Source organism: Micromonospora sp. NBC_01699 (assembly GCF_036250065.1).
Classification (GTDB): domain Bacteria; phylum Actinomycetota; class Actinomycetes; order Mycobacteriales; family Micromonosporaceae; genus Micromonospora_G.
Genome location: NZ_CP109199.1, coordinates 7451216 through 7473337, shown reverse-complemented (window position 1 = coordinate 7473337; position 22122 = coordinate 7451216). Strand labels below are relative to the sequence as shown.

The window sequence follows — 22122 nt, the reverse complement described above, 5'->3', positions numbered from 1 at the left end:
CAGGCCGTCTGAGCGCGCTAACTTCATGATCAACCGTGTTTCTAGGGGGTGGTGGGGATGTTGGTCAGGCCGTTGAGGGCGTTGGTGACGGTGTTTGAGGTGTGGACGATGTTGGGGTTATTGGGGCACTTCGAGGTTGAGGTGACGTTGATGGCCCAGCGGCCCACACCGCCCAGGTTCGAGCTGTTGGTACGCCAGATGTTGCCGCAGCCGTACCCGGTCAGCAGGTTGTGTGTCTCGTAGCCGTTGGCGAAGGTCCCCGGTGAGCTGAACGAGCCGGTGTTGCGCTCGAAGAGATAACCGTTGCCCTTGGCGTCGACCCAGGAGTCGCCGGAGTTCTGTCCGGTTATGCCCCGGCCGTCGAAGGTGTTGCCGCGCACCACCCCGCCCTCGGTCCCCTCCTTGATGTCGATGTGCTCGGCGGTCACGTACGGGCCGATCCGGTTGTCCAGCACCTGCACCCGGTCCGAGCGGTCGATCCCGCCGGAGTTGCCGTGGCAGGCGAAGTTCGACTGGGCCGAACCGAGGTAGACGCCCTCGCCGTAACCGGGCTGGACCAGACCGGTGTACTCGACCTGCGAGTTGCGCAGGATCCCGTCCGCCGACGAGCGCCGGAAGTGCACCCCCTCCTCCTCGGTGTGGTGCACGTACACCCCGTCGATCGTGACGTGGTGCGAGTTGTCGAGCATGATCCCCTTCTTCGACTCCGCCACCGTGAAGCCGGTCAGGTTCCAGTACGGCGCGTCAAAGAGCCAGACCCCGTACCCGGAGTCCCAGCCGGTGGTCGGCGCCGGGCAGGAGGGGCCGCTGCCGGACGGGCCATCGTTGATCAGAACGGCGGTACGCGGCCCGGTCAGGGTGATCCGGGCCGACGCCGTGCCGGCCCGCTGGGCGACGAACGAGCCCCGGTAGGTACCCGCGGCCAGCCGGATGGTCTGGCCGGGCTGGGCGGCGGCCAACGCCGACCTGAGTTCGGCGGCGGTGCTCACGTTCACGATCGGCCCGCCCGACGGTGGCGGTGAAGTGGTCGGCGGAGGGGTCGTGGGTGGTGCCGTCGTGGGTGGGGGAGTGCTCGGCGGTGCCGTCGTGGGTGGGGGAGTCGTCGGGGGCGGGCCGCCGGTGCAGGGTGCGCCGTTGAGGGTGCAGTTGGTGGGCGTACCGAGGCCGCTGACGTTGAAGCCGAAGCTCTGGGTGGCGCCGGGGGCGACGGTGCCGTTCCAGCCGGCGTTGGCGAAGCGGTAACGCTGCCCGGACTGGCTGCGTACGGAGTCCCAGGAGGTGCTGATGGTGGAGCCGGCGGCGAGGTCGAACTCGACCACCCAACCGTTGGCGGTGGCGTCCCCGCCGTTGCGGATCGTGTAGCTGGCGGCGTAGCCGCTGCTCCAGGTCGAGGACTGGGCGAAGGTGGCGGTCAGGGCCGGCGCGGCGGCGTACGCGCTGGGCGCCAGGACGAACGTGGCGGCGAGGGTGGCGGCGGCGAGGGTGGCCGCGGCTGCGCCGAGCGCCGTACGGCCGATCGGGGTGATTGTCACGGGCGGAGCCTTCCGTCGATCGAACGATGGGCGGAACGCTCCGGCAATTGAGCGACCGCGCTCGATCAGTTAGTAAACCTAACAGTTATCGACGGGGTCAAGGACGGTGTCGGCGGCACTACCCGGCGAGGCGGTGTCGGCGGGTCGGGCGAGCCAGAACCAGGCCGAGCAGGGCCAGCGCGGCCAGCGCCATGACCGCGATGCCGTACTCCCGGGCGGTGGTCAACACCCCACCGGCGTGCACGACCAGGAAGCCGGCGACCACCGCGGGCAGGCCCATGGCCAGGTACGACACCAGGTAGACGACGGACAGCACGCCGGCCCGCTCGTGCGGGCTGGCCAGCGGGATCACGGTCCGGATGACGCCCTGGAACGCGGCGCCGAAGCCCGCCCCGGCCACCACCGTGCCGACGAAGAAGAGGGCTTCCGAGGTGCCGGTGATGGCCAACAGGGTGATTCCCACGCCCACGAACAGGCCGGCGGTGCCGATGAACATCAACGTACGGGGTGCGGTGGCCCGCAGGAGCAGCACCATCGCGCCGCCGCTCGCGGCGAGGGTGAACAGGGCGAGCCCACCGAGCACGAACGAGTCGGAGCCGGCGACCAGGCGGATGACGCTCGGGCCGAGCGACCCGTAGAAGCCGGCCAGGGACCACGTCGCCACCAGGGCGGGTACGGCCAGCAGCAGCGGGCGTCGGGCGACCGGGGGCAGGGCGAACTGGAGTCGCAGCGAGGCGAGCGCGCCGGGTCGGGGGGACGACGACTCGCGCATCAGCAGCACGCCGACGCCCTGGAGCACGAAGATCCCGAAGAGCACCAGGTAGACCAGGTGGGCCGGGGCCGGCAGGTACTGGACCAGCAGTCCGGAGCCGAGGGCGCCGGTGGCCGTACCGAGCAGCGGGCCGACCGCGTTGGTGATCGCACCCCGGGCCTGGTTCAGGTCGAGCATCCCGGCGCCGATGGCTCCGGCGGCGGCACCGGTGGACAGGCCCTGGAGCACCCGGGCGGCCATCAGTTCGGGTACGCCGTCCGCGGCGGCGAACACCAGCATGGTCGCCGCCTGCACGGCGATCGCCGCGATCAGCACGGGGCGCCGCCCGACGTGGTCCGAGAGCGACCCGACGGTCAGCAGCGCGACCAGTACGGCCAGCGCGTACACCCCGAAGACGAGGGTCACGGTGATCGGTGAGAAGCCCCATTCGGCCTGGTAGATGGCGTAGAGCGGGGTCGGGGCGCTGGAGCCGGCGAGGAATGCCACCACGATCGAGGCGAGCAGCCAGAAGCCGACGGCGGTCGGCAGCCGGCGGGACCGGGACGGGGCACGGGTGGCGGGCGGAGCGGTGAGCAGGGAGGTCATCGGGCTTCTCTCGCGGACGGGCGCGACTTCCCTGGAGCGGACAGGCGCACGAACAGACAGGTTCGTCTAGCTCGCTCAGGCTAGACAGGTCTGTCTGTCAGTGGCAAACGAGTGTCGTCAACACCACTGCCCGGTCAGGGGGCGACGGTCGGGGTGGCCGGCTTGCGACCGATGGTGACCCGCCGGGTCGGCGGCGGTTCCGGGGTCGCCGGGTGCGGGGCGACCAGGCCGCGCTTCGCCCGCGCCGCGCACAGCTCGGCCAGCTTCGCGTACGCCGGAGCGCCGATCAGGGCGGTCAGCTCGGCCTCGTACGACAGGTACATCGCCTCCTGGCCGACGTGCGCCTCCGGTGACGAGGTGCACCACCAGTCGAGATCGTGGCCGCCCGCGCCCCAGCCCCGCCGGTCGAACTCGCTCAGCGTCGAGACCAGCAGCTTGCTGCCGTCCGGCCGCTTGGTCCAGTCCTGGTCCCGCCGGACCGGTAGCTGCCAGCAGACGTCCGGCTTGTACTCCAGCGGGTGCACCCCGTCGCGCAACGCCTGACCGTGCAGCGCACAGCCGCCGCCACCGGCGAAGTCGGCGTCGTTGAGGAAGACGCACGGCCCCTCGTCGGATTGGGTAGCGGTACGCCGGGCCGGCGTCTTGCCGTCGACCGTGTCCATCTCGGTGTACTTCTTGAAACCCCGCCGGTAGTGCTGCCAGGTCTGCGGGGTGAGCCGCCCGGCCGCCGCCCGTACTCGCTGCTCATCATCGTCGTCGGTGAAGAACGCGCCGTGCGAGCAGCAACCATCGGCGGCCCGGCCGGCGATGATGCCGTGGCAACCCCTGCCGAACACACACGTCCAGCGGGACAGCAGCCAGGTCAGGTCGGCTCGGACGAGATGCTCGGAGTCCGCGGGGTCGAGGAACTCGATCCACTCCCGGGGGAAGTCGAGGTCGACCTCCCGGCTACGGGGATCGGTCGGATCCTGGACCAGGATGCGGAGCTGGGTACGGCCTGCCACCCGGTCAGCGTACGCCCGGCGGCCCTACCAGGTCGGATAGCTGCCGTTTCGGGCGCGCTGCACCGGGTGCGGGCGGATCGCGTACGTGAGCGAGTCTAGGGTTTCGGCATGCGACTCGGAGTACTCGACGTCGGTTCCAACACGGTCCACCTCCTCGTGGTCGACGCCCACCATGGCGCCCACCCCTGGCCGGCCCACTCGGAGAAGGCCGTACTGCGGTTGGCCGAGCAGATCGGCCGCGACGGCGCGCTCACCGGAACCGGTGAGAATGCCCTGGTGGCGGCGGTTGCCGAGGCGAAGGCGTCGGCCGCCCGGCTGACCGTCGACGACCTGCTCGCCTTCGCCACCTCGGCGGTCCGGGACGCCAAGAACGCGGCGCACGTGCTGGGCCGGGTACGGGCCGAGACCGGGGTGGCGCTGGAGGTGCTGTCCGGGGCGGACGAGGCGCGGGCGACCTTCCTCGCGGTCCGCCGCTGGTTCGGCTGGTCCGCCGGCCGGCTGCTGGTGCTCGACATCGGCGGCGGTTCGCTGGAGGTGGCGGCGGGCATCGACGAGGACCCGGACATCGCGCTCTCGCTGCCGCTCGGCGCCGGGCGATTGACCCGCGAATGGCTCCGGGTCGACCCCAGCTCGACCGAGCCGCCATCGGCCCTGGCCGTCGCGGAACTCCAGGAGTACGTCGAGTCGATGCTCGACCCGGTGGTGGACCGGATGACCCAGATCGGGTGGGAACGACCGGTGGCGACCTCGAAGACCTTCCGGATGCTGGCCCGACTGGTCGGGGCCGCCCCATCCAGCGCGGGGCTCTGGGCCCGGCGCGGCCTCTCCCAGAACGGGCTGCGGCAGGTGATCGGCTTCATCCGGCACATCCCGCCGAGCAAGCTCTCCGAGCTTGAGGGGGTGAGCAGCAGCCGGGCGCACCAGCTGTTGGCGGGCGCGGTGGTGGCGGAGGCGGTGATGCGCCGGCTGGGCATCCAGTCGCTGGACATCTGTCCGTGGGCGCTGCGCGAGGGGGTCATCCTGCGCCGGCTCGACCAACTCGAACCGGCCTGACCTGAGCTGCGGAAACGGGCCGCTCGGCGCATCTTGTCGGTGGCGCCTTGCGGACCGGGAGCTAGGCTGACAATCGTGGCGACCCCTGTGCTCCTGTCCAGCTCCTCGGTCTTCCCCGAGCCGACGGCGGCGGCTTTCGAGCTGGCCGCGTCGCTCGGCTACGACGGTGTCGAGGTCATGGTCTGGACCGACGCGGTGAGTCAGGACGCCGGAGCGCTGCGTGGCCTGGCCGAGCACTACGGCGTACCGGTGCTCTCGGTGCACGCCCCGTGCCTGCTGGTGACGCAGCGGGTGTGGAGCAACGATCCGGCGCAGCGGCTGCGCCGGGCGGTGGAGCTGGCCGAGACGCTGGACGCGCCGACGGTGGTCGTCCACCCGCCCTTCACCTGGCAGCGTGACTACGCCCGCTCCTTCGGCCAGATCCTGGCCAAGCTGGCCGAGGACCACCCACGGGTACGCGTCGCGGTGGAGAACATGTACCCGGTCAGGATGGCCGGACGGGAGTTCGTGCCGTACGCACCGGGCTGGAACCCGACCGACACCGGCTACGACGCGTACACCCTCGATCTGTCGCACTGTGCCGCGTCGCACACCGACTCGCTCGACATGGCCGACCTGATGGGGGCGAAGCTCGCCCACGTCCACCTCGGTGACGGCACCGGCGAGGGGCGCGACGAGCACCTGGTGCCGGGCCGGGGCAACCAGCCCTGCGCCGAACTGCTCGCCTCGCTGGCTGGCCGTGGCTTCACCGGGGCGATCGCGGTCGAGGTGTCGACCCGGGGCGCCAAGAGCCGGGCCGCCCGCGAGGCGGACCTGGGGGCGGCCCTGACCTTCGCCCGCGAGCACCTGGCGACCGCCCCCACCCTCAACCGGTGAACCCACCCGGTCGGGCGGCTCAGACCTTGCTGAGCGCCTGCGTCGGCAGGGTGGACTTGGGCACGCTGGGCTTCGGTACGGCCGCCGCCTGCACCGCCCCCTGGACCGCGGCCCGCTTGCGGGCCCGGTGGGCGGCGACGTGCGAGCGGGTGGCGCAGCGTTCCGAGCAGAACCGACGGCAGCAGTTGGACGAGGTGTCCAGGTAGACGTTGCCGCAGCGGTCGTCGGCGCAGACGCCGAACCGGGCGCTGCCGTACTCGCAGAGCCAGACCGAGAGACCCCAGACCGCGCCGGCCAGATACTCCGCGCTGACCGAGGCGCCCCGGCTGGTCACGTGCATGTGCCAGTCGCTGGATCCGTGACCGGAAATGCGGGGCTGGACGGGAAAGGTCTCCAGAAGCGAGTTAAGTTCGGTCACCGCGGCCGCGTCGCGGCCGGAGGTGCCGAATTCGAAGACGTCACGCAGACGCTTCTGTGCGCGGCGGAATATCACCACGTCGCGTTCGGCCACCTCGTCGCGCATCCAGAGGTTTTCGTCGGCGAAGAGCGCCTTCAGGTCGTCGAGGTCGTCCAGGCGCGCGTTGACAAGGTCAACTCCGGTCCGGGCGTACGCGTCGAAGTTCACCCGACAACCGTAGACGATTCGTCGCCGTAGTGGCGGGTGACCTTAGTGCGGCGTGACCGTCTGTGCGTCGGTGATAAGGCTTTCACTTTGTGATTGCCTGACCTGCGCTGAACCACTCGTCGGCGACATACTTCGTCACGCGAGGTGATGATTCGAGAAATGCCGGCAACAGCTATGGGTGTTCCGGAAAAAGTTCTCACGACGCGGCGAGTAACACCAAGTGTGGAAGTCGCAACTTCCACGGACACCGATCCCCCGGTCGGCCCGCCCGGCGCCACGTCTGTCCGGGGGAAGCGGACCTGCCCGCTGCCCGTTTCCGGTCCGGCGGCGGAGGATACGCTCCCAGCATGCGCTCGGTCATCCTCGCCGCCTCCCGGTCATCCCGGGTCGAGCGGCTCGTCGAAACGGCCCCCTACACCCGGGACGTCGTACGCCGGTTCGTCGCCGGCACCGCCACGGACGACGCACTTCGTGCCACCCGCGAACTCGTCGCCAACGGTCTCACGGTGACCCTCGACCACCTCGGGGAAGACACCGTCACCCCGGATCAGGCCACCGCCGTCCGGGAGGAGTACCTCACCCTGCTGACCGTGCTCGCCGGGGCCGACCTGACCCCGGCCGCCGAGGTCAGCGTCAAACTCTCCGCCCTCGGGCAGAAGTTCGACGAGAAGCTCGCCTACGACAACGTCAGGGCGATCTGCGTCGCCGCGGCGGCCGCCGGCACCACGGTGACCCTGGACATGGAGGACCACACCACCACCGACTCGACCCTGGACATCCTGGCGCGGCTGCGCAAGGACTTTCCGTCGACCGGTGCGGTGCTTCAGGCGTACCTGCGGCGGACCGAGGCGGACTGCCGGGAACTGGCCACCGCCGGGTCACGGGTGCGGCTGTGCAAGGGGGCGTACAAGGAGCCGGAGTCGGTGGCCTACCAGTCGGCCCGCGACGTCGACAAGTCGTACGTCCGCTGCCTGAACGTCCTGCTCTCCGGCGCTGGCTACCCGATGCTCGCCACCCACGATCCGCGCCTGATCGCGATCGGCCAGGACCGGGCCCGGTGGTTCGACCGTACGCCGGACGAGTTCGAGTTCCAGATGCTCTACGGCATTCGTCCGGAGGAGCAGCTCCGGCTGGCCGGTGAGGGTCACACGGTCCGGACCTACCTGCCCTACGGCAGCGACTGGTACGGCTACCTGATGCGCCGGCTCGCCGAACGTCCGGCGAACCTGGTCTTCTTCGCCCGCGCCCTGCTCTCCCGGCGATAGGCAGCCGACGGGGCAACCGGGTGCCCGGGACGCCACGTCCACAGCGGATCGTGACGCGTACGGATGATTGCCGTACGGGGGATATGCGGCCATCCGACGTACAGCGGGATGTCGTACTCTCCCGTGAGTGATCGACGGGGTGGACGTGCGGCCGGTACGTCGGTGGCGGTGGCCGTTGTGGGTGGCTCTCGGTGTGGTCGGGGTACTGCTGTTCTGCGGGCTTCCGGTCGGTCTGACGGCGGTGCTGATCGCCCGGATGCCGGATCCGGCGAGCCTGCCCGACTCCATCGCCAGCGTGACCCCGGCGGTCAGCCCGGAGCCGGGTGACCCGGACGACGTGACGGCGGCCTGGCTCGGCGAGCGGATCGACGCCGCCCTGGACCAGCAGGCGCAGGCCCTGTTGCGCGGCGACGAGCAGGGCTTTCTGGCGGTGGTCGATCCGGCGTCACCGGCCGCCGAGGACCTGAAACGGCAGTTCCGGGTGCTCCGGTCGATGAAGGTGACCGCCTGGCAGCCGTCGTTGAACGGCCGCCCGACCCGGATGAACAGCAACACCAGCCAGTGGCGGGTCCTGGTCACCATTGGACACTGCTTCGCGGTGACCGACTGCCGTACCGGTCCGGTGACGATCGGCACCCGGTGGGACGATGTCCGACCGCAGCCCCGGCTGACCGCTATCGAGCCGTCGATGTCCGGATCGGACGGACCGAGACCGTGGGAGGTCAGCGACCTCGCGGTCGGCATCGGCGCCCGGACCCTGGTCGCGGTGCCGCAGACGGTACGCGACAAGCTGCCCGATCTGCTGAAGGCGGCCGAGCAGGCGGCCGTGGTGGCCGACCGGTACGCGGTCAGCGGCACCCGTCCCGATGTCTACCGGATCTTCTACGCCCCCGGAGCCGAGTGGAAGCGCTGGTACGGCGGCGACCGACCGGCCTGGACCGGCGGCTACGCGGTCGGTATCGGCGGGGACCGGTTCGACGTGGTGCTCAACGCTGACGGGCTGCACCGTACGGCAGTTGATGACCTGCTCCGACACGAGATGACGCACGCCTCCTCGCTGCCCGGCAGGGGTTACGCCAGCAGCGAGAACTGGTGGCTGGTCGAGGGGATCGCGGAGTACGCCGGTGCCGGTGGCCGCCCGGTGGCCCAGTACGAGGGACTCCCCGACGTGACCCGGCTGCTTGGTTCGGGTGGCGGCTGGAACGGCAAGCTCGGATCGGTCGAGCCGGCGGACAGTGCCGAAGACTGGCGGGTCTCGGGCAGCTACGGCATCGGTTACCTGGCCGTCCGCTACCTGGCGGAGCGGTTCGGCGAAGAGGACATGCTCGCCTTCTACCGGTCGATCGTGCACGAGGGCCGCCCGGTGCCGGACGCCGCACGGCAGAGCTTCGGCACGGAGTGGACTGCCCTGCACGACGAGAGCGTGGCGTACGCCCGCAGCGTCGCCCGCTGACGGCTGCCCGCTGACGGCCGACGGCTGGGTGGCCGGGGCGGGTGCACCCCGCGCGTCGCGGTGTCCGTACCAGGGGTGTTGCTCGTAGCATGAGGCCGTGAGTCGCGTTCCGTCGCCGCCCGTGTACGCAGCGTCGCGGCCCCTGCTGTCCGTCCTTGTCGTCGGCTCGGTCGTCCTGGTCGGCCTCGGTGCGGCCGCCTGCGGCGACGACCCCGCCCCGGTCGCGCTCGGCAGCGCGGCGCGGGCCAGCGTCGCGGAACTGGTCGACGCCCCGGCCAGCGTCACCGCCCGCGCGGTGGCGACCCTCAGCGCGCCCGCCGACGGCGTCCTGACCGACCTGCGGGTCAGCCCCGGCGACACCGTCACCGCCGGCCAGACCCTCGCCGTGATCGACTCGTCGACCGCCCGAAGTCGGCTCGACCAGGCAAAACAGGCCCTCGACGCGGCCAAACGGGCGGGCCGCACCGGTGGCGGTGGCCTGCGGCGGGCCGACCTCAAACGGAGCCAGCGGGCCACCGACCAGGCCGCTGCCCGCGCGTTCGCCGCCGCCCGGGACGCCGCCCGGAAGATCACCGATCCTGCACTCCGGGATGCCCAACTCAACCAGGTCCGTGCCGCGCAACAGCAGTACGCCACCGCCGCCCGCGCCGCCGACCAGGCCGTACGGGCCGCCCAGCGGGGCGTCGCCCAACTCGACGCGGCGGTCGGCGCGCTCGGCGCCGCCCAGCGGATCCAGGCCCAGCAGGCGTACGACCTGGCGAAGTCGACGGTCGACGCGCTCACCCTGCGGGCGCCGGTCGGCGGAGTGATCCAGCTGGGTGGCACCGCCGACGGCACCGGACCGGCCGACGCGCTCACCGGACTGCTCGGCGCGGCCGGCATCACCGGCGGTATCGGGGGAGCCGGCGGCCCCGGCGCACTGGCCGGCCCGGCGATGCCCGGCGTCGATCCAGCCGTGCCGGTGGGCGGCCGGGTCAGCGCCGGTACCCCGATCATGACCGTCGTCGACCTCGCCGAACTGGGACTGGTCGCCGAGGTGGACGAGACAGATGTACTGCTCGTCGCGCCCGGAGTCGCGGCGACCGTTGAGTTCGACGCCGCCACCGGCGCCACGTACGACGCCCGGGTGCGTGCCGTCGACGTACTGCCGGCCGCCGGAGCGCGGGCCGGCGTCGGCTACCAGGTCCGGCTCGTGCTGGCCGAGGGGCGCTACCCCGACGGACGCCCCGCCCCCACGCCCCGGCCCGGCATGAGCGCAATCGCCCACCTGCGGGTACGTCAGGCCGACGACGCGGTGACCGTACCCGCCACCGCCGTCTTCTCCACCCAGGGGCGGGACAACGTCTGGCTGGTCCGCGCCGGCCGAGCCGTCCGGGTGCCGGTGACCGTCGGCGTCCAGGGGACCGAACTGGTGCAGATCCTCGACGGGGTGCAGGCCGGACAACAACTCGTCGTCGGTGACACCGACCGGATCCGTACCGGACAGCAGATCCCTTGACCGGCACCGGGACCACCGTCGGGTGCGGGGTCGAACCCGCGGTCGAGGCGATCGACGTGACCCGCACGTACGACCTGGGTGGGGGCGAGGTGGCGGCGCTGCGCGGGGTGTCGCTGCGGATCGCGCCCGGCGACCACATCGCGATCGTCGGGCCGTCCGGATCCGGCAAGTCGACCCTGATGCACCTGCTCGGTGGCCTGGACCGGCCCAGCGCCGGGACGTTGCGTATCGGCGGTCGGGACGTCGGCACGCTGACCGCCGCGGAGTTGGCGGACCTGCGCAACCGGACCATCGGCTTCGTGTTCCAGTCGTTCCACCTGCTGCCCCGCACCAGCGCGGTGGACAACGTGGCGCTGCCCCTGGTCTACCGGGGACTCGGGGCCCGACAGCGGCGCGCACTGGCCAGCGAGACCCTGGTCCGGGTCGGTCTCGGGCACCGGCTCGGGCACCGGCCGAACCAGCTCTCCGGCGGTGAGCAGCAACGGGTGGCGATCGCTCGGGCGCTGGTCACCGACCCGGCCGTCCTGCTGGCCGACGAGCCGACCGGCAACCTCGACAGTGTCACCGGCGAATCCGTACTCGCCCTGTTGGAGGAGCTGAACGCCGAACGCGGGGTGGCGATCGTGCTGGTGACCCACGACCGACAGCTGGCGGCCCGTACGCGACGACAGATCATCATCCGGGACGGCCGGATCGTCGAGGACGAGCCCGTGCCGGTGGGGCCGGTTTCCTCACCTGAGATAGTGGACGCCGCTCCCAGCGCGGAGCCCCGGTTCGCGTCCGGAAGCGAGCCGGGGCACCCGTCCGGTGGCTCCGGTGGCGCCGCCGGAGCCACCGGGCGCCTTCGCCCGCCGCATCCCCTGCCCACGCCCCGCCGGGGCGGCAGCACATGACCCGGCAGCGAACTACCCCGCAGGACTCGGCCCGGCGGCACTCGGCCCGGCGGCACTCGGCCCGGCAGCACTCGGCCCGGCGGCACTCGGCCCGGCGGAAGTTGATCGGCTCGGTGGCACGTGCGGCTGGCTGAGGGGTGGCGGGTGGCGCGGGACGCGCTGCGGGCCAACCGGATGCGCAGCGGGTTGACCATGCTCGGGGTGATCATCGGCGTGGCCGCGGTGGTGGTGCTGGTGGCCATCGGCACCGGCGCGAAGCGCGAGGTCCAGCAGCAGGTCGAGGGGCTCGGCTCGAATCTGCTGGTGGTGGTGCCCGGTCGGCTCGACCTGGGTGCCGCGCCGGCGGTGTCCCGGCTCGACCTGTCCGACGTGGCCGCGGTTAGCGAGGTGGTCGGCGACGCCGCTCTGGTCACCGCCACGGTCGCCTCCGGCGAGACCGTACGGGCCGGCACCAACTCGGCGTTCAGCACCGTACAGGGCGTGCTGGAGACCACCCAGCAGGTCTTCGTCCGCGAACTCGACCGGGGGGCCTACCTCAGTTCGTCCGATGTGGACGGTGCCCGCCGGGTGGCGGTGCTCGGGTCGCGGGTGGCCAGCGCGCTGTTCGGCGACCACGAGCCGATCGGCCGGCAGGTCTCGATCGCGTCGGTGCGGTTCCGGGTGATCGGCACCTTCGCACCGCTCGGGCAGAGCCTCGGCCTGGACCGGGACCACGAGGTGCACATCCCGGTCACCGCCGCGCACCGGCTCTACGGTACGACGAGGATCGACGGGATAGCGGTGAAAGCGCCGGACCGGGAGCGGATCACCGTACTGGGGAACCTGATTATCGGCGAGTTGACGACCCGGCACCCGGACACCGAGTTCAGCGCGATCACCCAGGAGCAGATCCTCGGCGTACTCGGCGACATCCTCGGTGTGCTGACCGGGGTGCTGGCCGCGATCGCCGGCGTCTCGCTGCTGGTGGGCGGGGTCGGCGTCTCGAACATCATGCTGGTCTCGGTACGCGAACGGACCCGCGAGATCGGGCTGCGCAAGGCGGTCGGTGCCCGACCCCGGGACATCGGTTTGCAGTTTCTGCTGGAGGCGGTGCTGCTGACCGCCCTCGGCGGGGTGAGCGGGATGGGTCTCGGCATCGGCGGGGCGTTGCTGGTGGCCGGACTCAGCCCGGTGCCGGCCACGGTCACCGGTTGGTCGCTGGCACTGGCCTTCGGCGTCTCGGCGGCGGTGGGCATCGTCTTCGGCGTGCTACCGGCCCGGCGCGCCGGGCGACTCGACCCGGTGGTCGCCCTGCGCGCCGAGTGAGGCCATCGTTACTCACGGTCGGATGTGATGGTTTGGGCGCCCGTTCCGGTGCCGAGTCGGAATTCTGTCCCCTACCGGGTGGAAAATGCCTGCTCAGGCCGGTGTGGCAGCTTGACGACCTATGATCAACAGCGTGAAGGGATCGCGCAGGTCACAGCCGTCCCGCTACCGTACTGGTAACACGCGCGTTGCCCGCCGTGGCGCGGGAGCAGCCCGCCCGGGGGCACGCGCCGGGGAATGGAATGGGTCGGTGAGCCATGACGGGATCACCACAGTCCGACGCTCGGCTGTCGGAGGTCAGGTTCCTGACCGTCGCCGAGGTGGCGACTCTGATGCGGGTTTCGAAGATGACCGTCTATCGGCTGGTGCACTCCGGTGAACTCACCGCGGTCCGGGTCGGTCGGTCGTTCCGGGTGCCCGAGCACGCGGTGCACGAGTACCTGCGCGGGGCGTTCCAAGAAACGGCCTGATCCCGCCCGCGACGCCCGTCGGCGTCGGGACGGTGCAGGCCGGGGTGGTCGTGGCCGGGGCCGTGACGGTTGTGCATGGGGCCGCGTTGGGCCTGTGCAGGGGCGACGGCTACCCTGGACCGCGACCGTGATCCCATCTTGGTGCGTCCAACACCCACCAGCCGGATCCGGTCCGTTGTCCAGTTCGGTTCCCGGTGCCATCCGACGATGGCCTCCGGGCCGACCCGCACGTTGCATCGGAAGGGCTGTCGTATGGGCTCGGTGGTCAAGAAGCGCCGCAAGCGCATGGCTAAGAAGAAGCACCGCAAGCTGCTGCGTAAGACCCGCGTCCAGCGTCGCAAGCTCGGCAAGTGACCTGGGCCGGGCCCAGGCCCGGCTCAAGGCGCCACTTGCCACCCGTCGACCCGCGGAGGCAACCGTGACGCGGTCGCGGTGGTCCGGGCGCGCACGCCCGTACCCGCTGACGAGGAGCCTGGGATGACCCCCGGCCGCACCTCGGGTGCACCGGGGGTTGTCGTGGTCACCGGGGTCAGTCGCTACCTCGGCGCCCACGTCGCCGCCCGCCTCGCCGCCGATCCCCGGATCGCGCGGGTGGTCGGGCTGGACGCCGCCGACCCGTCCGCCGAACTGGCCCCGCTACTCGACGGAGTCGACCGGGTACGGGCCGACGCGGCGTCGGTGGGCACCGTCATCGACGACCTGGCCGCCGACTCGGTGGTCCACCTCGCGCTGGTGACCGCCCCCGACCAGCAGCACGGTGGGCGGGCGGCAATGAAGGAACAGAACGTCATCGGCACCATGCAGCTGCTCGCCGCGTGCCAACGCGCGCCCCGGCTGCGTCGGTTGGTGGTCCGTTCCTCCACCGCCGCGTACGGGGCGTCGTTTCGCGACCCGGCGGTCTTCACCGAGGAGACCGAACCGCACGCGGTGCCGCGCGGCGGATTCGCCCGCGACATCCTCGACATCGAGGGCTACGTCCGCGGCTTCCGCCGTCGCCGGCCCGACGTCACCGCGACCGTGTTGCGCTTCGCCCCGTTCATCGGCTCCACCGCCGACACCACGCTGACCCGCTACTTCGCCCAGCGGGTCGTACCGACGGTGCTCGGGCGGGACCCGCGACTTCAGTTCCTGCACATCGAGGACGCACTCGAAGTCCTGCACCGGTCGGTGACCGAGGAGCACGGCGGCACGTACAACGTCGCCGGTCCGGGCGTACTCGCCCTGTCCCAGGCGATCCGGCGGTCCGGGCGGGTCGCCGTACCCGTGCTTGAACCCGGCCTGTCCGGCGCGGCCGGAATCGCCCGCACGCTGGGCTTCGGACGCTACGGCCTGGACCAGGTCGACCTGTTCGTGCACGGCCGGGTGGTCGACACGACCAGGCTCACCACCGAGTACGGCTTCACCCCGCGCTCCACCGCCGCCGCGTTCGACGACTTCGTCGGCGGACACACCGACCGAACGGTGGTCCGGGCCGACCAGCTCGCCGCCGCCGAACGGGCGATCCTGGACGGCATCCGCCAGGTACGCGCTGCGGTGGCCAATTCCCCCGGACCAGCGAACACCGGTGAGTGACCGTCGATGAGTGAGAACGGGCGGTCGCCCGCGCCGGAGCCGATCGGAGCAGCGGTGCCCGACCAGCCGGGTGACGTCTGGGATCGGCGGGTCGCGTCCGGGCTCGCGTTCCTCCGCCGCCGCCTCGCCGGCCAGTACGAGATCGACGAGTTCGGCTTCGACCCCGAGCTGACCGATCGGGTCTTCCACCCGCTGTTGCGCCAGCTCTACCGGGACTGGTTCCGCACCGAGGTCACCGGGGTGGAGAACCTGCCGGTCGAGGGCGCCGGGCTGGTGGTGGGCAACCACTCCGGCACCGTCGCGCTGGACGCGCTGATCCTCTCCGCGGTGCTGCACGACCGGCACCCGGCCCACCGCTACCTGCGCCTGCTCGGGGCCGACATCGTGTTCCGGATGCCGGTCGTCTCCGAACTTGCCCGCAAGACCGGCGGCACGATGGCGTGCAACCCGGACGCCGAGCGGCTGCTCGGCCGGGGTGAGCTGGTCGGGGTGTTCCCCGAGGGCTTCAAGGGCGTCGGCAAGCTCTACGCCGACCGCTACAGGCTGCAACGGTTCGGCCGGGGCGGCTTCGTCTCGGCGGCACTGCGTACCGGCACCCCGATCATCCCGGTGGCGATCGTCGGGGCCGAGGAGACGTACCCGATGCTGGCCGACATCAAGCCGTTGGCCCGACTGCTCAAGCTGCCGTACTTCCCGGTGACGCCGACCTTCCCGTGGCTCGGGCCGCTGGGCATGGTGCCGCTGCCGAGCAAGTGGCTGATCGAGTTCTGCCCGCCGATCTCGACCGAGGGCATGGCCGACCAGGCCGACGACCCGCTGGTCGTGTTCAACCTCGCCGACCAGGTACGCGAGACGATCCAGCAGACCCTGCACCAGTTGCTGGAGCGTCGCCCGGACCCGTTCGGCCCCTGACCCCGCCCGGCCTACTTCAGGTCGCGCAGGTCCAGGCTGTGCCAGGCGGTGATGTCGCTGCCCCCGGTCGACCACCACAGGATGCCGTCCCGGCAGAGCACCAGCCCGCTGCCGTCGCTCACCACCACGGTCTGCCGGTCCCGTACGTCGTACAGCAGCAACTGCTGGCTGTCGGTGGCGGTGCGCTGGGCGTCGGCGAGGGAGAGCACCTCGAACCGGTCGAGCACCGCCACGTCGATCACGGCGGCGGTCGCCACCCCGCCGGCCACCCGCTGTCGGGACGTACCGTCGGGGCGCATCAGCTCGATCCGCCCCGGCCCGACCGCCCCCAGCACCAGCACCCGGCACCAGGTCGGACTACAGGTGACCAGTTCGGAGCCGGTGGCGTCGACCTCGATCACCTTGCGCTGCTCCAGGTCGCGGAGCTGGACCGGGCCGCTCGTTCCGGTGCCGGCGCTGGCCAGCCACGGGTACGCCGACACGGACCAGGCGCCGGGCTCGGTACGGATCGACACCTCGCCGCCGGTGAGCGCCACCGAGCGGATCTCGGTCGCCGTCTGCTCGCCCGGTGCGACCGAGGCCCAGTGGAGCCGGCCCGAGTTGATCACCATGTCGTACTGGGAGTTGAAGAAGACCACGTCACCGCTGTCCGAGGTGACCCGTCGGGCCGGCTGGGCCGACGGCAGGTTCACCACCCACAACTCGGTACGTCCGCGACCGTCCGACCCGATGGTCGACTCGGCCCAGGCGAACTCGTCACCGGCGCGGGCGAACCCGGCGTACTGCGGGTCGTCCGCGATCGGCAGCCGGCGCAGCTCGCGGATCGCGCCGTCGGCGGTGCGCAGCACCAGCCGCAGGTGGGTCCCCTCCGGGCTGGGCGCGGTGCCGACCGAGGCGCGCGCGTCGAGGAAGAAAACCGGGCTGTACGCCGGCCCGTCCGGCAGAGCGGCCGGGATCTCCACCGGTCGGGCGTCCGGCCACACCTGTTCGATCGTGCGCACCTGCGTCCCGGGGGCCGGGTCGGGGCCGGCGGTGGGCAGGGCGAGCAGCACCCCACCCGCGGCCAGTGCCGCGACCAGCCCGATCACCCCACCTGGTCGACGCCGTTGCGGTGTGCCGGTCGCTCCGGTGGTGGTGCCGGTGACCGTCCCGGTGCTCGCCTCGGTGGTCGGCTGCGCGGTCATCGGCCCTGCCGGCGCCGACGCATCGCGAGCCCGGCGGTCACCGCACCGGCCAGCAGCCCGGCGGCCACCGTCGACGGTACGGCGATCCGGGCCGCCTTCCGGCCGGTACGGAAGTCCCGCACCTCCCAGCCCCGCATCCGCGAGGCCCGACGGAGGTTGTTGTCCGGGTTGATCGCCACCGCCCGGCCGACCGCGCAGAGCATCGGCAGGTCGTTCGAGGAGTCGCTGTACGCCACACAGCGGGACAGGTCCAGCTGCTCCACCGCGGCGAGCTGGCACACCGCGTCCGCCTTCGCCGGGCCGTGCATCAGGTCCCCGACCAGCCGTCCGGTGTACGCGCCGTCGTGGATCTCGGCGACCGTACCGATCGCACCGGTCAGGCCGAGCCGGGCCGCGATCACCCGGCCGATCTCCACCGGAGCCGCGCTGACCAGCCACACCCGTTGGCCCGCGTCGAGGTGCAGCTGCGCCAGGGCGCGGGTGCCGGCCCAGATCCGGGGCGCCATCAACTCGTCGAAGATCTCCTCGGTGAGCCGCTCGACGTCCTCGACCCGCCACCCCTCCACGAAGGCGAGCGCGGCCTCCTTGGCGTGGGACATGTCGCCCGCGTGCTCGGTGGCGAGCAGCCGGAACCGCAGCTGGTGCCAGGCGAACCGGGCCAGGTCGGTGGTGGTGAAGTAGTTGCGCGCGGCCAGCCCGCGGGCGAACCAGTAGATGGAGGCGCCCTGCATCATCGTGTTGTCCACGTCGAAGAAGGCGGCGGCGTGGTGGTCGGGGGGCGCGGCCGGGGCCGCCTCCAGCTCCGTCGCGGCCCAGCCGGCGGTGTGACCGTGTGCGTCCGTACTGACGGTCACCTTTCGGGTCCGGGCCACGCGGACCTCCCTCCGCTCGATGGATGCGTCGCGTGTCTTGAGCGAGCCTAGTCGGATCCGTCACACCGAAGCTCGGTCCCGACGCCGACCCGGTCCGACGATTCCACCGGGTAGTCGGACCATCGCCGCTGGTGTACGTGCATGCGACCGCTTGTCGGCGTACGTGCGACAGGTCCGCTGTCCGGCCGGCGTACGTGCGGTGGTGGGGTCCGGGCCCAAAGGCCCGGACCCCACCACGGTCGCTTGACGTGCCCGCTGGCGTGCCGTCAGTCGACGGGCCGGCCGTCGACCGGCGTGGTCGTGTCGACCATCGGCTTCTTGGCGTTCGACCCGTGCTCCAACCGCCGGTCCGGGGTCCCGGTCGGAGTCACCTCAGGCTCCTCCGACGTCTCCGGCCGGGGCGCGTTCGGGGTACGAGTGGTATTCGGCCGGCTGTCCTGCGGGGAACTCTGCGGCAACCCGTTGACGCCCCGGCTGGTGCCGCAGGCGTGGGGCAACGGCCCGAGATGGTCGATCCGGGTGGCCGGATCGACCCCGCACTGCAAGGCCGCACGCAGCAGGTCGGCGCGCTTGCCGATCGAGTCGAGCAGGCTGAGCGAGTCCGCGACCCGGCGGCTGTCGGCGGCGGTCGCCCCGCCGAGCAGCCCGGTCACCTGCCGGCGCTGGCCGGTCAGGAACTTGCCGATCGCGTCCAGCGCGGCGGCGTCGCGGCGCTGCGCGGCGGTGGTGTTCAGCAGCTTGATGCCCTGGCGGGTGTCGTCGTCCATGTCGTTGAGGACGGCCACGAAACCGAGCGCATCGCCCTGCACCGCGACCGCCTCGGCGAGTCGGGTCTGGGCGAAGTCGAGGAGCAGCTGCCCTCGGCTCAGGTCCGAACTGGCCAGCGCGAGCTGGGCCCGTTCGGTGGACCGCTTGACCGCGTACAGGGCGTCGCCGGGCAGGGCGTTCTCGCTGGCGGCGGACATGCCGGAGACCGCGATCGCCCCGACGGCCACGCCGACGATGATCGAGCCGCGTACCCGGGCACGGGTCCGTTGGCCGTTGCGTACGGGTCGGCGTTCGGGCCGGCCGGCACGTTTCCCGACGATCTGGTCGGCAGCCGCCGCCGTCTCGAACGCCGCCTGCTCGGCGGCGGTCACCAACCTCAGCCGCAGCCCGGTACGGAACTCGGGATCGACCTCGACGGACTGCTGGGCGCCGCGCATCCGCTGTCCGACCGTCACCAGTTCGGTCAGGTCGTCGTCGGCGCGGGAACGGATGTGGTGTCGACGGCCGCCGTTGGCTTCGTCGAGAAGTTGCGCGAAGCGCTCGGCGCGCCAGCGGCGGAATATGTTCAGATTCACCGCGGGCACCTCCCTTCGCTGGTCACGGCCGTACGGGCGGCATCGTCGCCGACCGTGCGACGGCGGCTGGAATTCCGGGCCGCGTGGCCGTGGCCGAATCAGTCGACCGGACCGACGGGCCGGCGGTCTGCCTGGGCAACCGCCCGTCGCATCGGGACAAACGGCCGGTAAGCCCGGCCGGTTACGGGCCGTTCGGTCGCAGTATCACGATGAGTGATCGGTGTCACCGCGTCTGAGTATCCCGGATTCATCGGACTCACGGCTGGAATCCGTCCGGGAGCAGTCGGGCCAGGGCCCGTACGGCGCGGTATTGCAGGGCCTTGATCGCGCCCTCGTTCTTGCCCATCGTGTGCGCCGTTTCCGCGACGGAGAAGCCCTGTAGGAACCGGAGCACTATGCATTCCTGTTGCTCGGGGTTGAGTTGTTTCACCGCACCGAGCAGCGCCATGTTGGTGATGTGCTCGACCACCGCGGCCTCGGGGCTTCCCTCCGGACCACGGTCTTCACGATCCGCATCTAACACATCACCCGTAGTAACCTCTAGTCGGTACCGACCGGACTTGAAGTGGTCGGCGACCAGGTTCCGGGCGATCGTCACCAGCCAGGCGCCGAGATCGCGCCCCTGCCAGGTGAAGCTGCCGATCCGCTTGAGTGCGCGCAGGAAGGTGTCCGAGGTCAGGTCCTCGGCGAGTTGCCGGTTGCCGACCCGGAAGTAGACGAACCGGAAGACGGTGTCCACGTACCGGTCGTAGATCAGGCCGAACGCCTCGGACTCGCCCTGCTGGGCCCGCTCGATCAGCTTCCACACCTCGGTCGCCGGATCCGACGGATCCGGTCGGTCCGGGTAGCCGGTCGGCGGCGGCTCCGCCGGGGTCGGGGTCGGTTCGACGGGTACGACCGGCAGGATCGCGGTCTCGGTCTCCGGCGCGTCCGGCCGGGGTCCCGTCTGTCCGGGGCCGGGTTGGGCCGGCATCGTCGGCCGGGTCGGGCTGGTCACCCGCCCACTGATCGGCCGGGCGTTGTTGCCCGGTGGGGTGTGCCGGGACGGCGTCTCGTTCGGGTGCGGTCGGTTCCGGATCCGTTTGGGACTGCCCTCCCCGCGTACGGCCAGGCTCAGCATGTCGTCCATGGACGTACGCAGCATGTTCAGCCCCTGGTTCAGGGCGGAGCGCGCGGATTGGACCTCGCGGTGACGTGTGGAGTCCGCATATCCGTGGGTGCTCACAGGCCCTCCCCGAGCCGGTACGCCAGCGGGACCGGTCGACGCGATGTCGCGGCGACGATGCCGCGATCCAGGCCGGGACCGGCACGATCCACCGGACCGGGGGCAGGTTGCCCCGGTTGGCGGCACGCATCCATGAGGTGCTGGTGCAGTGCAGTTACGGGCACGGCGGCCTCCTCGGGCTGAGGGGTGTGGACTCACAGCAAAAGGGGTGAGCCGACCCGAGTGATGATAGGGCCAACGTCACCCACGCGTGGCGAGTCCGTTACACAGAGCCAAAGTATTTCCCAGATTTGCCGATCTGGACCGGACCAAATGTGCGCTGTCGGATCCTCGACAGTAGAGCCATCCGAGGCCTGAGCTGCGAAAACACCGCAACACGCCGAGAAGCGGCACGGTCTGGCGTGCCGCCGGCAAAAGTGCTAGCGGTGATGGACGGTCCCGCTCGTGACATTTCCACGTGGGGACGCGGTCTCGTGGACGGTACCGTGACCCATCGGCGAAGTCGAGTGGCCGCCGTACGCCGATGCGCGGCAGTGGCCGGGGTCGGCCTGTGCCAGACTTCTGCGATCCACGCCGGACCTGGGAGAACGCCATGGTGAGCGAGCCGCGACTGACCCTGATCACCCGACCCGGATGTCATCTGTGCGAGGTGGCCCGGCAGGCCGTCGAGCGGGTGGTGTCCACCACCGGCAACCGTTGGGTCGAGGTCGACATCACCGGCGACCTGGAACTCGAACGCGAGTACGGCGACCGCATCCCGGTCATCCTCCTCGACGGCAAGGAACACGGCTACTGGCGAGTAGAAGAACCCCGCCTCCTCCAAGCCCTAACCCAAACCCCCTAACTCCCCCCGCCCCCCGCCCCCCCCCCCCCCGCCCCCCCCGCCCCCCGTGCACCCCCTCTCCTCGTCGATCTAGGGCAAATACGTGTTAGTTGATCTCTAACCACCACCATTTGCCCTAGATCGACGAGCTAGAGGGAGGGGGAGGGAGGGGAGGGGGGAGGGGTAGGGTGCTGGGGTGGGGATGGGGCGGGCGCATTTGGTTTGGGACTGGAACGGGACTCTGCTCAACGATCTCGGTCTGGTTGTGGCGTCGACGAATGTGGTGTTCGCCAGTGTCGGGGGACCGTTGGTCACGGCTGAGGAGCATCGGCTCGGGTTCCGGCGACCGATCTCCGAGTACTACGCGGACGTGCTGGGGCGGGCGGTGGACGCCGACGCGTTCGGCTCGCTCGACAAGATCTTTCATGATGCGTACCGGACCGGGTTGACCACCTGTGCGCTGGCGGAGGACGCCACCACCGCGATGCGCTCCTGGACCGGTACGCAGTCACTGCTGTCCATGTGGTTCCACGACGAGCTGGTTCCGGCGGTCGAGACGTACGGCCTGACCGGGATGTTCAGCCGGGTCGACGGTCTGCGGGGCACCGTCGGCGGCGACCACAAGGCCGCGCACCTGGCGCGTCACCTGGACGAGCTCGGCATACCCGGCTCGTCGGTGGTGCTCATCGGCGACTCGATCGATGACGCCGACGCCGCCGAGTCGGTCGGCGCCACCTGCGTCCTCTACACCGGCGGCTTCACCGACCCGGCCCGCCTGCGTGCCTCCGGCCGCCCGGTGGCCGACACCCTCACCGAAGCCGTGGCGCTGGCAGCCCGCTGACCACCGCTGTCCCAGCGGG

General features: G+C 71.3%; 20 protein-coding genes and 1 pseudogene. 13 read left to right on the top strand and 8 right to left on the bottom strand.

The window, feature by feature from the left end:
• Positions 1-41 precede the first annotated feature (41 nt).
• The 3 genes from OG792_RS30800 to OG792_RS30790 form a co-directional block, all read right to left on the bottom strand.
• The gene (locus OG792_RS30800; RefSeq protein ID WP_329104803.1) at positions 42-1532 is read right to left on the bottom strand and encodes a cellulose binding domain-containing protein; all 1491 of its coding nucleotides are present in this window, start codon (positions 1530-1532) and stop codon (positions 42-44) included.
• Between the two features lie 118 nt (positions 1533-1650).
• Positions 1651-2889, bottom strand: a complete 1239-nt coding sequence (locus tag OG792_RS30795) for an MFS transporter (RefSeq protein WP_329104802.1) — start codon at positions 2887-2889, stop codon at positions 1651-1653.
• Between the two features lie 134 nt (positions 2890-3023).
• Entirely contained in the window at positions 3024-3869 is an 846-nt protein-coding gene (locus tag OG792_RS30790; protein ID WP_442932517.1) for a hypothetical protein, read from the bottom strand.
• 132 nt (positions 3870-4001) lie between these two features.
• On the opposite strand from OG792_RS30790, the gene OG792_RS30785 reads away from it, so the two are divergent.
• Together OG792_RS30785 and OG792_RS30780 are read left to right on the top strand one after the other, a co-directional pair.
• Positions 4002-4946, top strand: a complete 945-nt coding sequence (locus OG792_RS30785) for a Ppx/GppA phosphatase family protein (RefSeq protein WP_329104798.1) — start codon at positions 4002-4004, stop codon at positions 4944-4946.
• 75 nt (positions 4947-5021) lie between these two features.
• Positions 5022-5822: a sugar phosphate isomerase/epimerase family protein gene (locus OG792_RS30780; RefSeq protein ID WP_329104795.1), complete on the top strand. Its 801-nt coding sequence runs from the start codon at positions 5022-5024 to the stop codon at positions 5820-5822.
• A 19-nt stretch (positions 5823-5841) separates the two neighbouring features.
• Here the strand turns inward: OG792_RS30780 and OG792_RS30775 are convergent, their stop codons facing one another.
• The gene (locus OG792_RS30775) at positions 5842-6447 is read right to left on the bottom strand and encodes a CGNR zinc finger domain-containing protein (RefSeq protein WP_329104794.1); all 606 of its coding nucleotides are present in this window, start codon (positions 6445-6447) and stop codon (positions 5842-5844) included.
• A gap of 347 nt (positions 6448-6794) precedes the next feature.
• Here OG792_RS30775 and OG792_RS30770 point away from each other — a divergent pair, with 347 nt between their 5' ends.
• The 9 genes from OG792_RS30770 (at position 6795) to OG792_RS30730 (ending at position 15815) form a co-directional block, all read left to right on the top strand.
• Positions 6795-7712, top strand: coding sequence for a proline dehydrogenase family protein (locus OG792_RS30770; RefSeq protein ID WP_329104792.1), 918 nt, complete (start codon positions 6795-6797; stop codon positions 7710-7712).
• A gap of 127 nt (positions 7713-7839) precedes the next feature.
• Complete coding sequence (locus OG792_RS30765) at positions 7840-9165, top strand: hypothetical protein (RefSeq protein WP_329104791.1); 1326 nt, start codon at positions 7840-7842, stop codon at positions 9163-9165.
• 97 nt (positions 9166-9262) lie between these two features.
• On the top strand, positions 9263-10663 hold the full coding sequence (locus tag OG792_RS30760; protein ID WP_329104789.1) for an efflux RND transporter periplasmic adaptor subunit: 1401 nt from the start codon (positions 9263-9265) through the stop codon (positions 10661-10663).
• Complete coding sequence (locus tag OG792_RS30755) at positions 10660-11556, top strand: ABC transporter ATP-binding protein (RefSeq protein WP_329104787.1); 897 nt, start codon at positions 10660-10662, stop codon at positions 11554-11556. The genes OG792_RS30760 and OG792_RS30755 overlap by 4 nt, the downstream gene beginning before the upstream one ends.
• Positions 11557-11676: 120 nt before the next feature.
• Complete coding sequence (locus OG792_RS30750; RefSeq protein WP_329104785.1) at positions 11677-12861, top strand: ABC transporter permease; 1185 nt, start codon at positions 11677-11679, stop codon at positions 12859-12861.
• 257 nt (positions 12862-13118) lie between these two features.
• A complete protein-coding gene (locus tag OG792_RS30745) occupies positions 13119-13331 on the top strand; it encodes a helix-turn-helix domain-containing protein (RefSeq protein WP_121157347.1) in 213 nt (70 codons plus the stop codon).
• A 252-nt stretch (positions 13332-13583) separates the two neighbouring features.
• Positions 13584-13685, top strand: coding sequence for a 30S ribosomal protein bS22 (locus OG792_RS30740; protein ID WP_020520584.1), 102 nt, complete (start codon positions 13584-13586; stop codon positions 13683-13685).
• 123 nt (positions 13686-13808) lie between these two features.
• Complete coding sequence (locus OG792_RS30735; RefSeq protein WP_329104782.1) at positions 13809-14903, top strand: NAD-dependent epimerase/dehydratase family protein; 1095 nt, start codon at positions 13809-13811, stop codon at positions 14901-14903.
• Between the two features lie 6 nt (positions 14904-14909).
• Positions 14910-15815, top strand: coding sequence for a lysophospholipid acyltransferase family protein (locus OG792_RS30730; RefSeq protein ID WP_329104780.1), 906 nt, complete (start codon positions 14910-14912; stop codon positions 15813-15815).
• Positions 15816-15826: 11 nt separating this feature from the next.
• On the opposite strand, the gene OG792_RS30725 is transcribed toward OG792_RS30730, so the two are convergent.
• The 4 genes and pseudogenes from OG792_RS30725 to OG792_RS30710 all read right to left on the bottom strand — a co-directional run bounded on the left by OG792_RS30725 (position 15827) and on the right by OG792_RS30710 (position 20439).
• Positions 15827-16999: a hypothetical protein gene (locus OG792_RS30725; protein ID WP_329104778.1), complete on the bottom strand. Its 1173-nt coding sequence runs from the start codon at positions 16997-16999 to the stop codon at positions 15827-15829.
• Positions 16996-17871, bottom strand: coding sequence for an HAD family hydrolase (locus tag OG792_RS30720; RefSeq protein ID WP_329104776.1), 876 nt, complete (start codon positions 17869-17871; stop codon positions 16996-16998). Before OG792_RS30720 ends, OG792_RS30725 begins: the two co-directional genes overlap by 4 nt.
• 470 nt (positions 17872-18341) lie before the next feature.
• Positions 18342-19214: pseudogene (locus OG792_RS30715) on the bottom strand (DUF5667 domain-containing protein); the annotation flags it as partial.
• Positions 19215-19470: 256 nt separating this feature from the next.
• Positions 19471-20439, bottom strand: a complete 969-nt coding sequence (locus OG792_RS30710; protein WP_442932329.1) for an ECF subfamily RNA polymerase sigma factor, BldN family — start codon at positions 20437-20439, stop codon at positions 19471-19473.
• 595 nt (positions 20440-21034) lie between these two features.
• Here OG792_RS30710 and OG792_RS30705 point away from each other — a divergent pair.
• Together OG792_RS30705 and OG792_RS30700 are read left to right on the top strand one after the other, a co-directional pair.
• Positions 21035-21283, top strand: coding sequence for a glutaredoxin family protein (locus OG792_RS30705; protein ID WP_329111541.1), 249 nt, complete (start codon positions 21035-21037; stop codon positions 21281-21283).
• 181 nt (positions 21284-21464) lie between these two features.
• Entirely contained in the window at positions 21465-22103 is a 639-nt protein-coding gene (locus OG792_RS30700) for an HAD family hydrolase (protein WP_329104771.1), read from the top strand.
• Positions 22104-22122: the final 19 nt, after the last annotated feature.

Excerpts from the sequence above, each read along its gene's own strand:
- OG792_RS30795 (WP_329104802.1), bottom strand. The coding sequence starts at position 2,889 with ATGACCTCCCTGCTCACCGCTCCGCCCGCCACCCGTGCCCCGTCCCGG.
- OG792_RS30735 (WP_329104782.1), top strand. The coding sequence starts at position 13,809 with ATGACCCCCGGCCGCACCTCGGGTGCACCGGGGGTTGTCGTGGTCACC.
- OG792_RS30785 (WP_329104798.1), top strand. The coding sequence starts at position 4,002 with ATGCGACTCGGAGTACTCGACGTCGGTTCCAACACGGTCCACCTCCTC.
- OG792_RS30700 (WP_329104771.1), top strand. The coding sequence starts at position 21,465 with ATGGGGCGGGCGCATTTGGTTTGGGACTGGAACGGGACTCTGCTCAAC.
- OG792_RS30725 (WP_329104778.1), bottom strand. The coding sequence starts at position 16,999 with ATGACCGCGCAGCCGACCACCGAGGCGAGCACCGGGACGGTCACCGGC.
- OG792_RS30770 (WP_329104792.1), top strand. The coding sequence starts at position 6,795 with ATGCGCTCGGTCATCCTCGCCGCCTCCCGGTCATCCCGGGTCGAGCGG.
- OG792_RS30730 (WP_329104780.1), top strand. The coding sequence starts at position 14,910 with ATGAGTGAGAACGGGCGGTCGCCCGCGCCGGAGCCGATCGGAGCAGCG.
- OG792_RS30740 (WP_020520584.1), top strand. The coding sequence starts at position 13,584 with ATGGGCTCGGTGGTCAAGAAGCGCCGCAAGCGCATGGCTAAGAAGAAG.
- OG792_RS30745 (WP_121157347.1), top strand. The coding sequence starts at position 13,119 with ATGACGGGATCACCACAGTCCGACGCTCGGCTGTCGGAGGTCAGGTTC.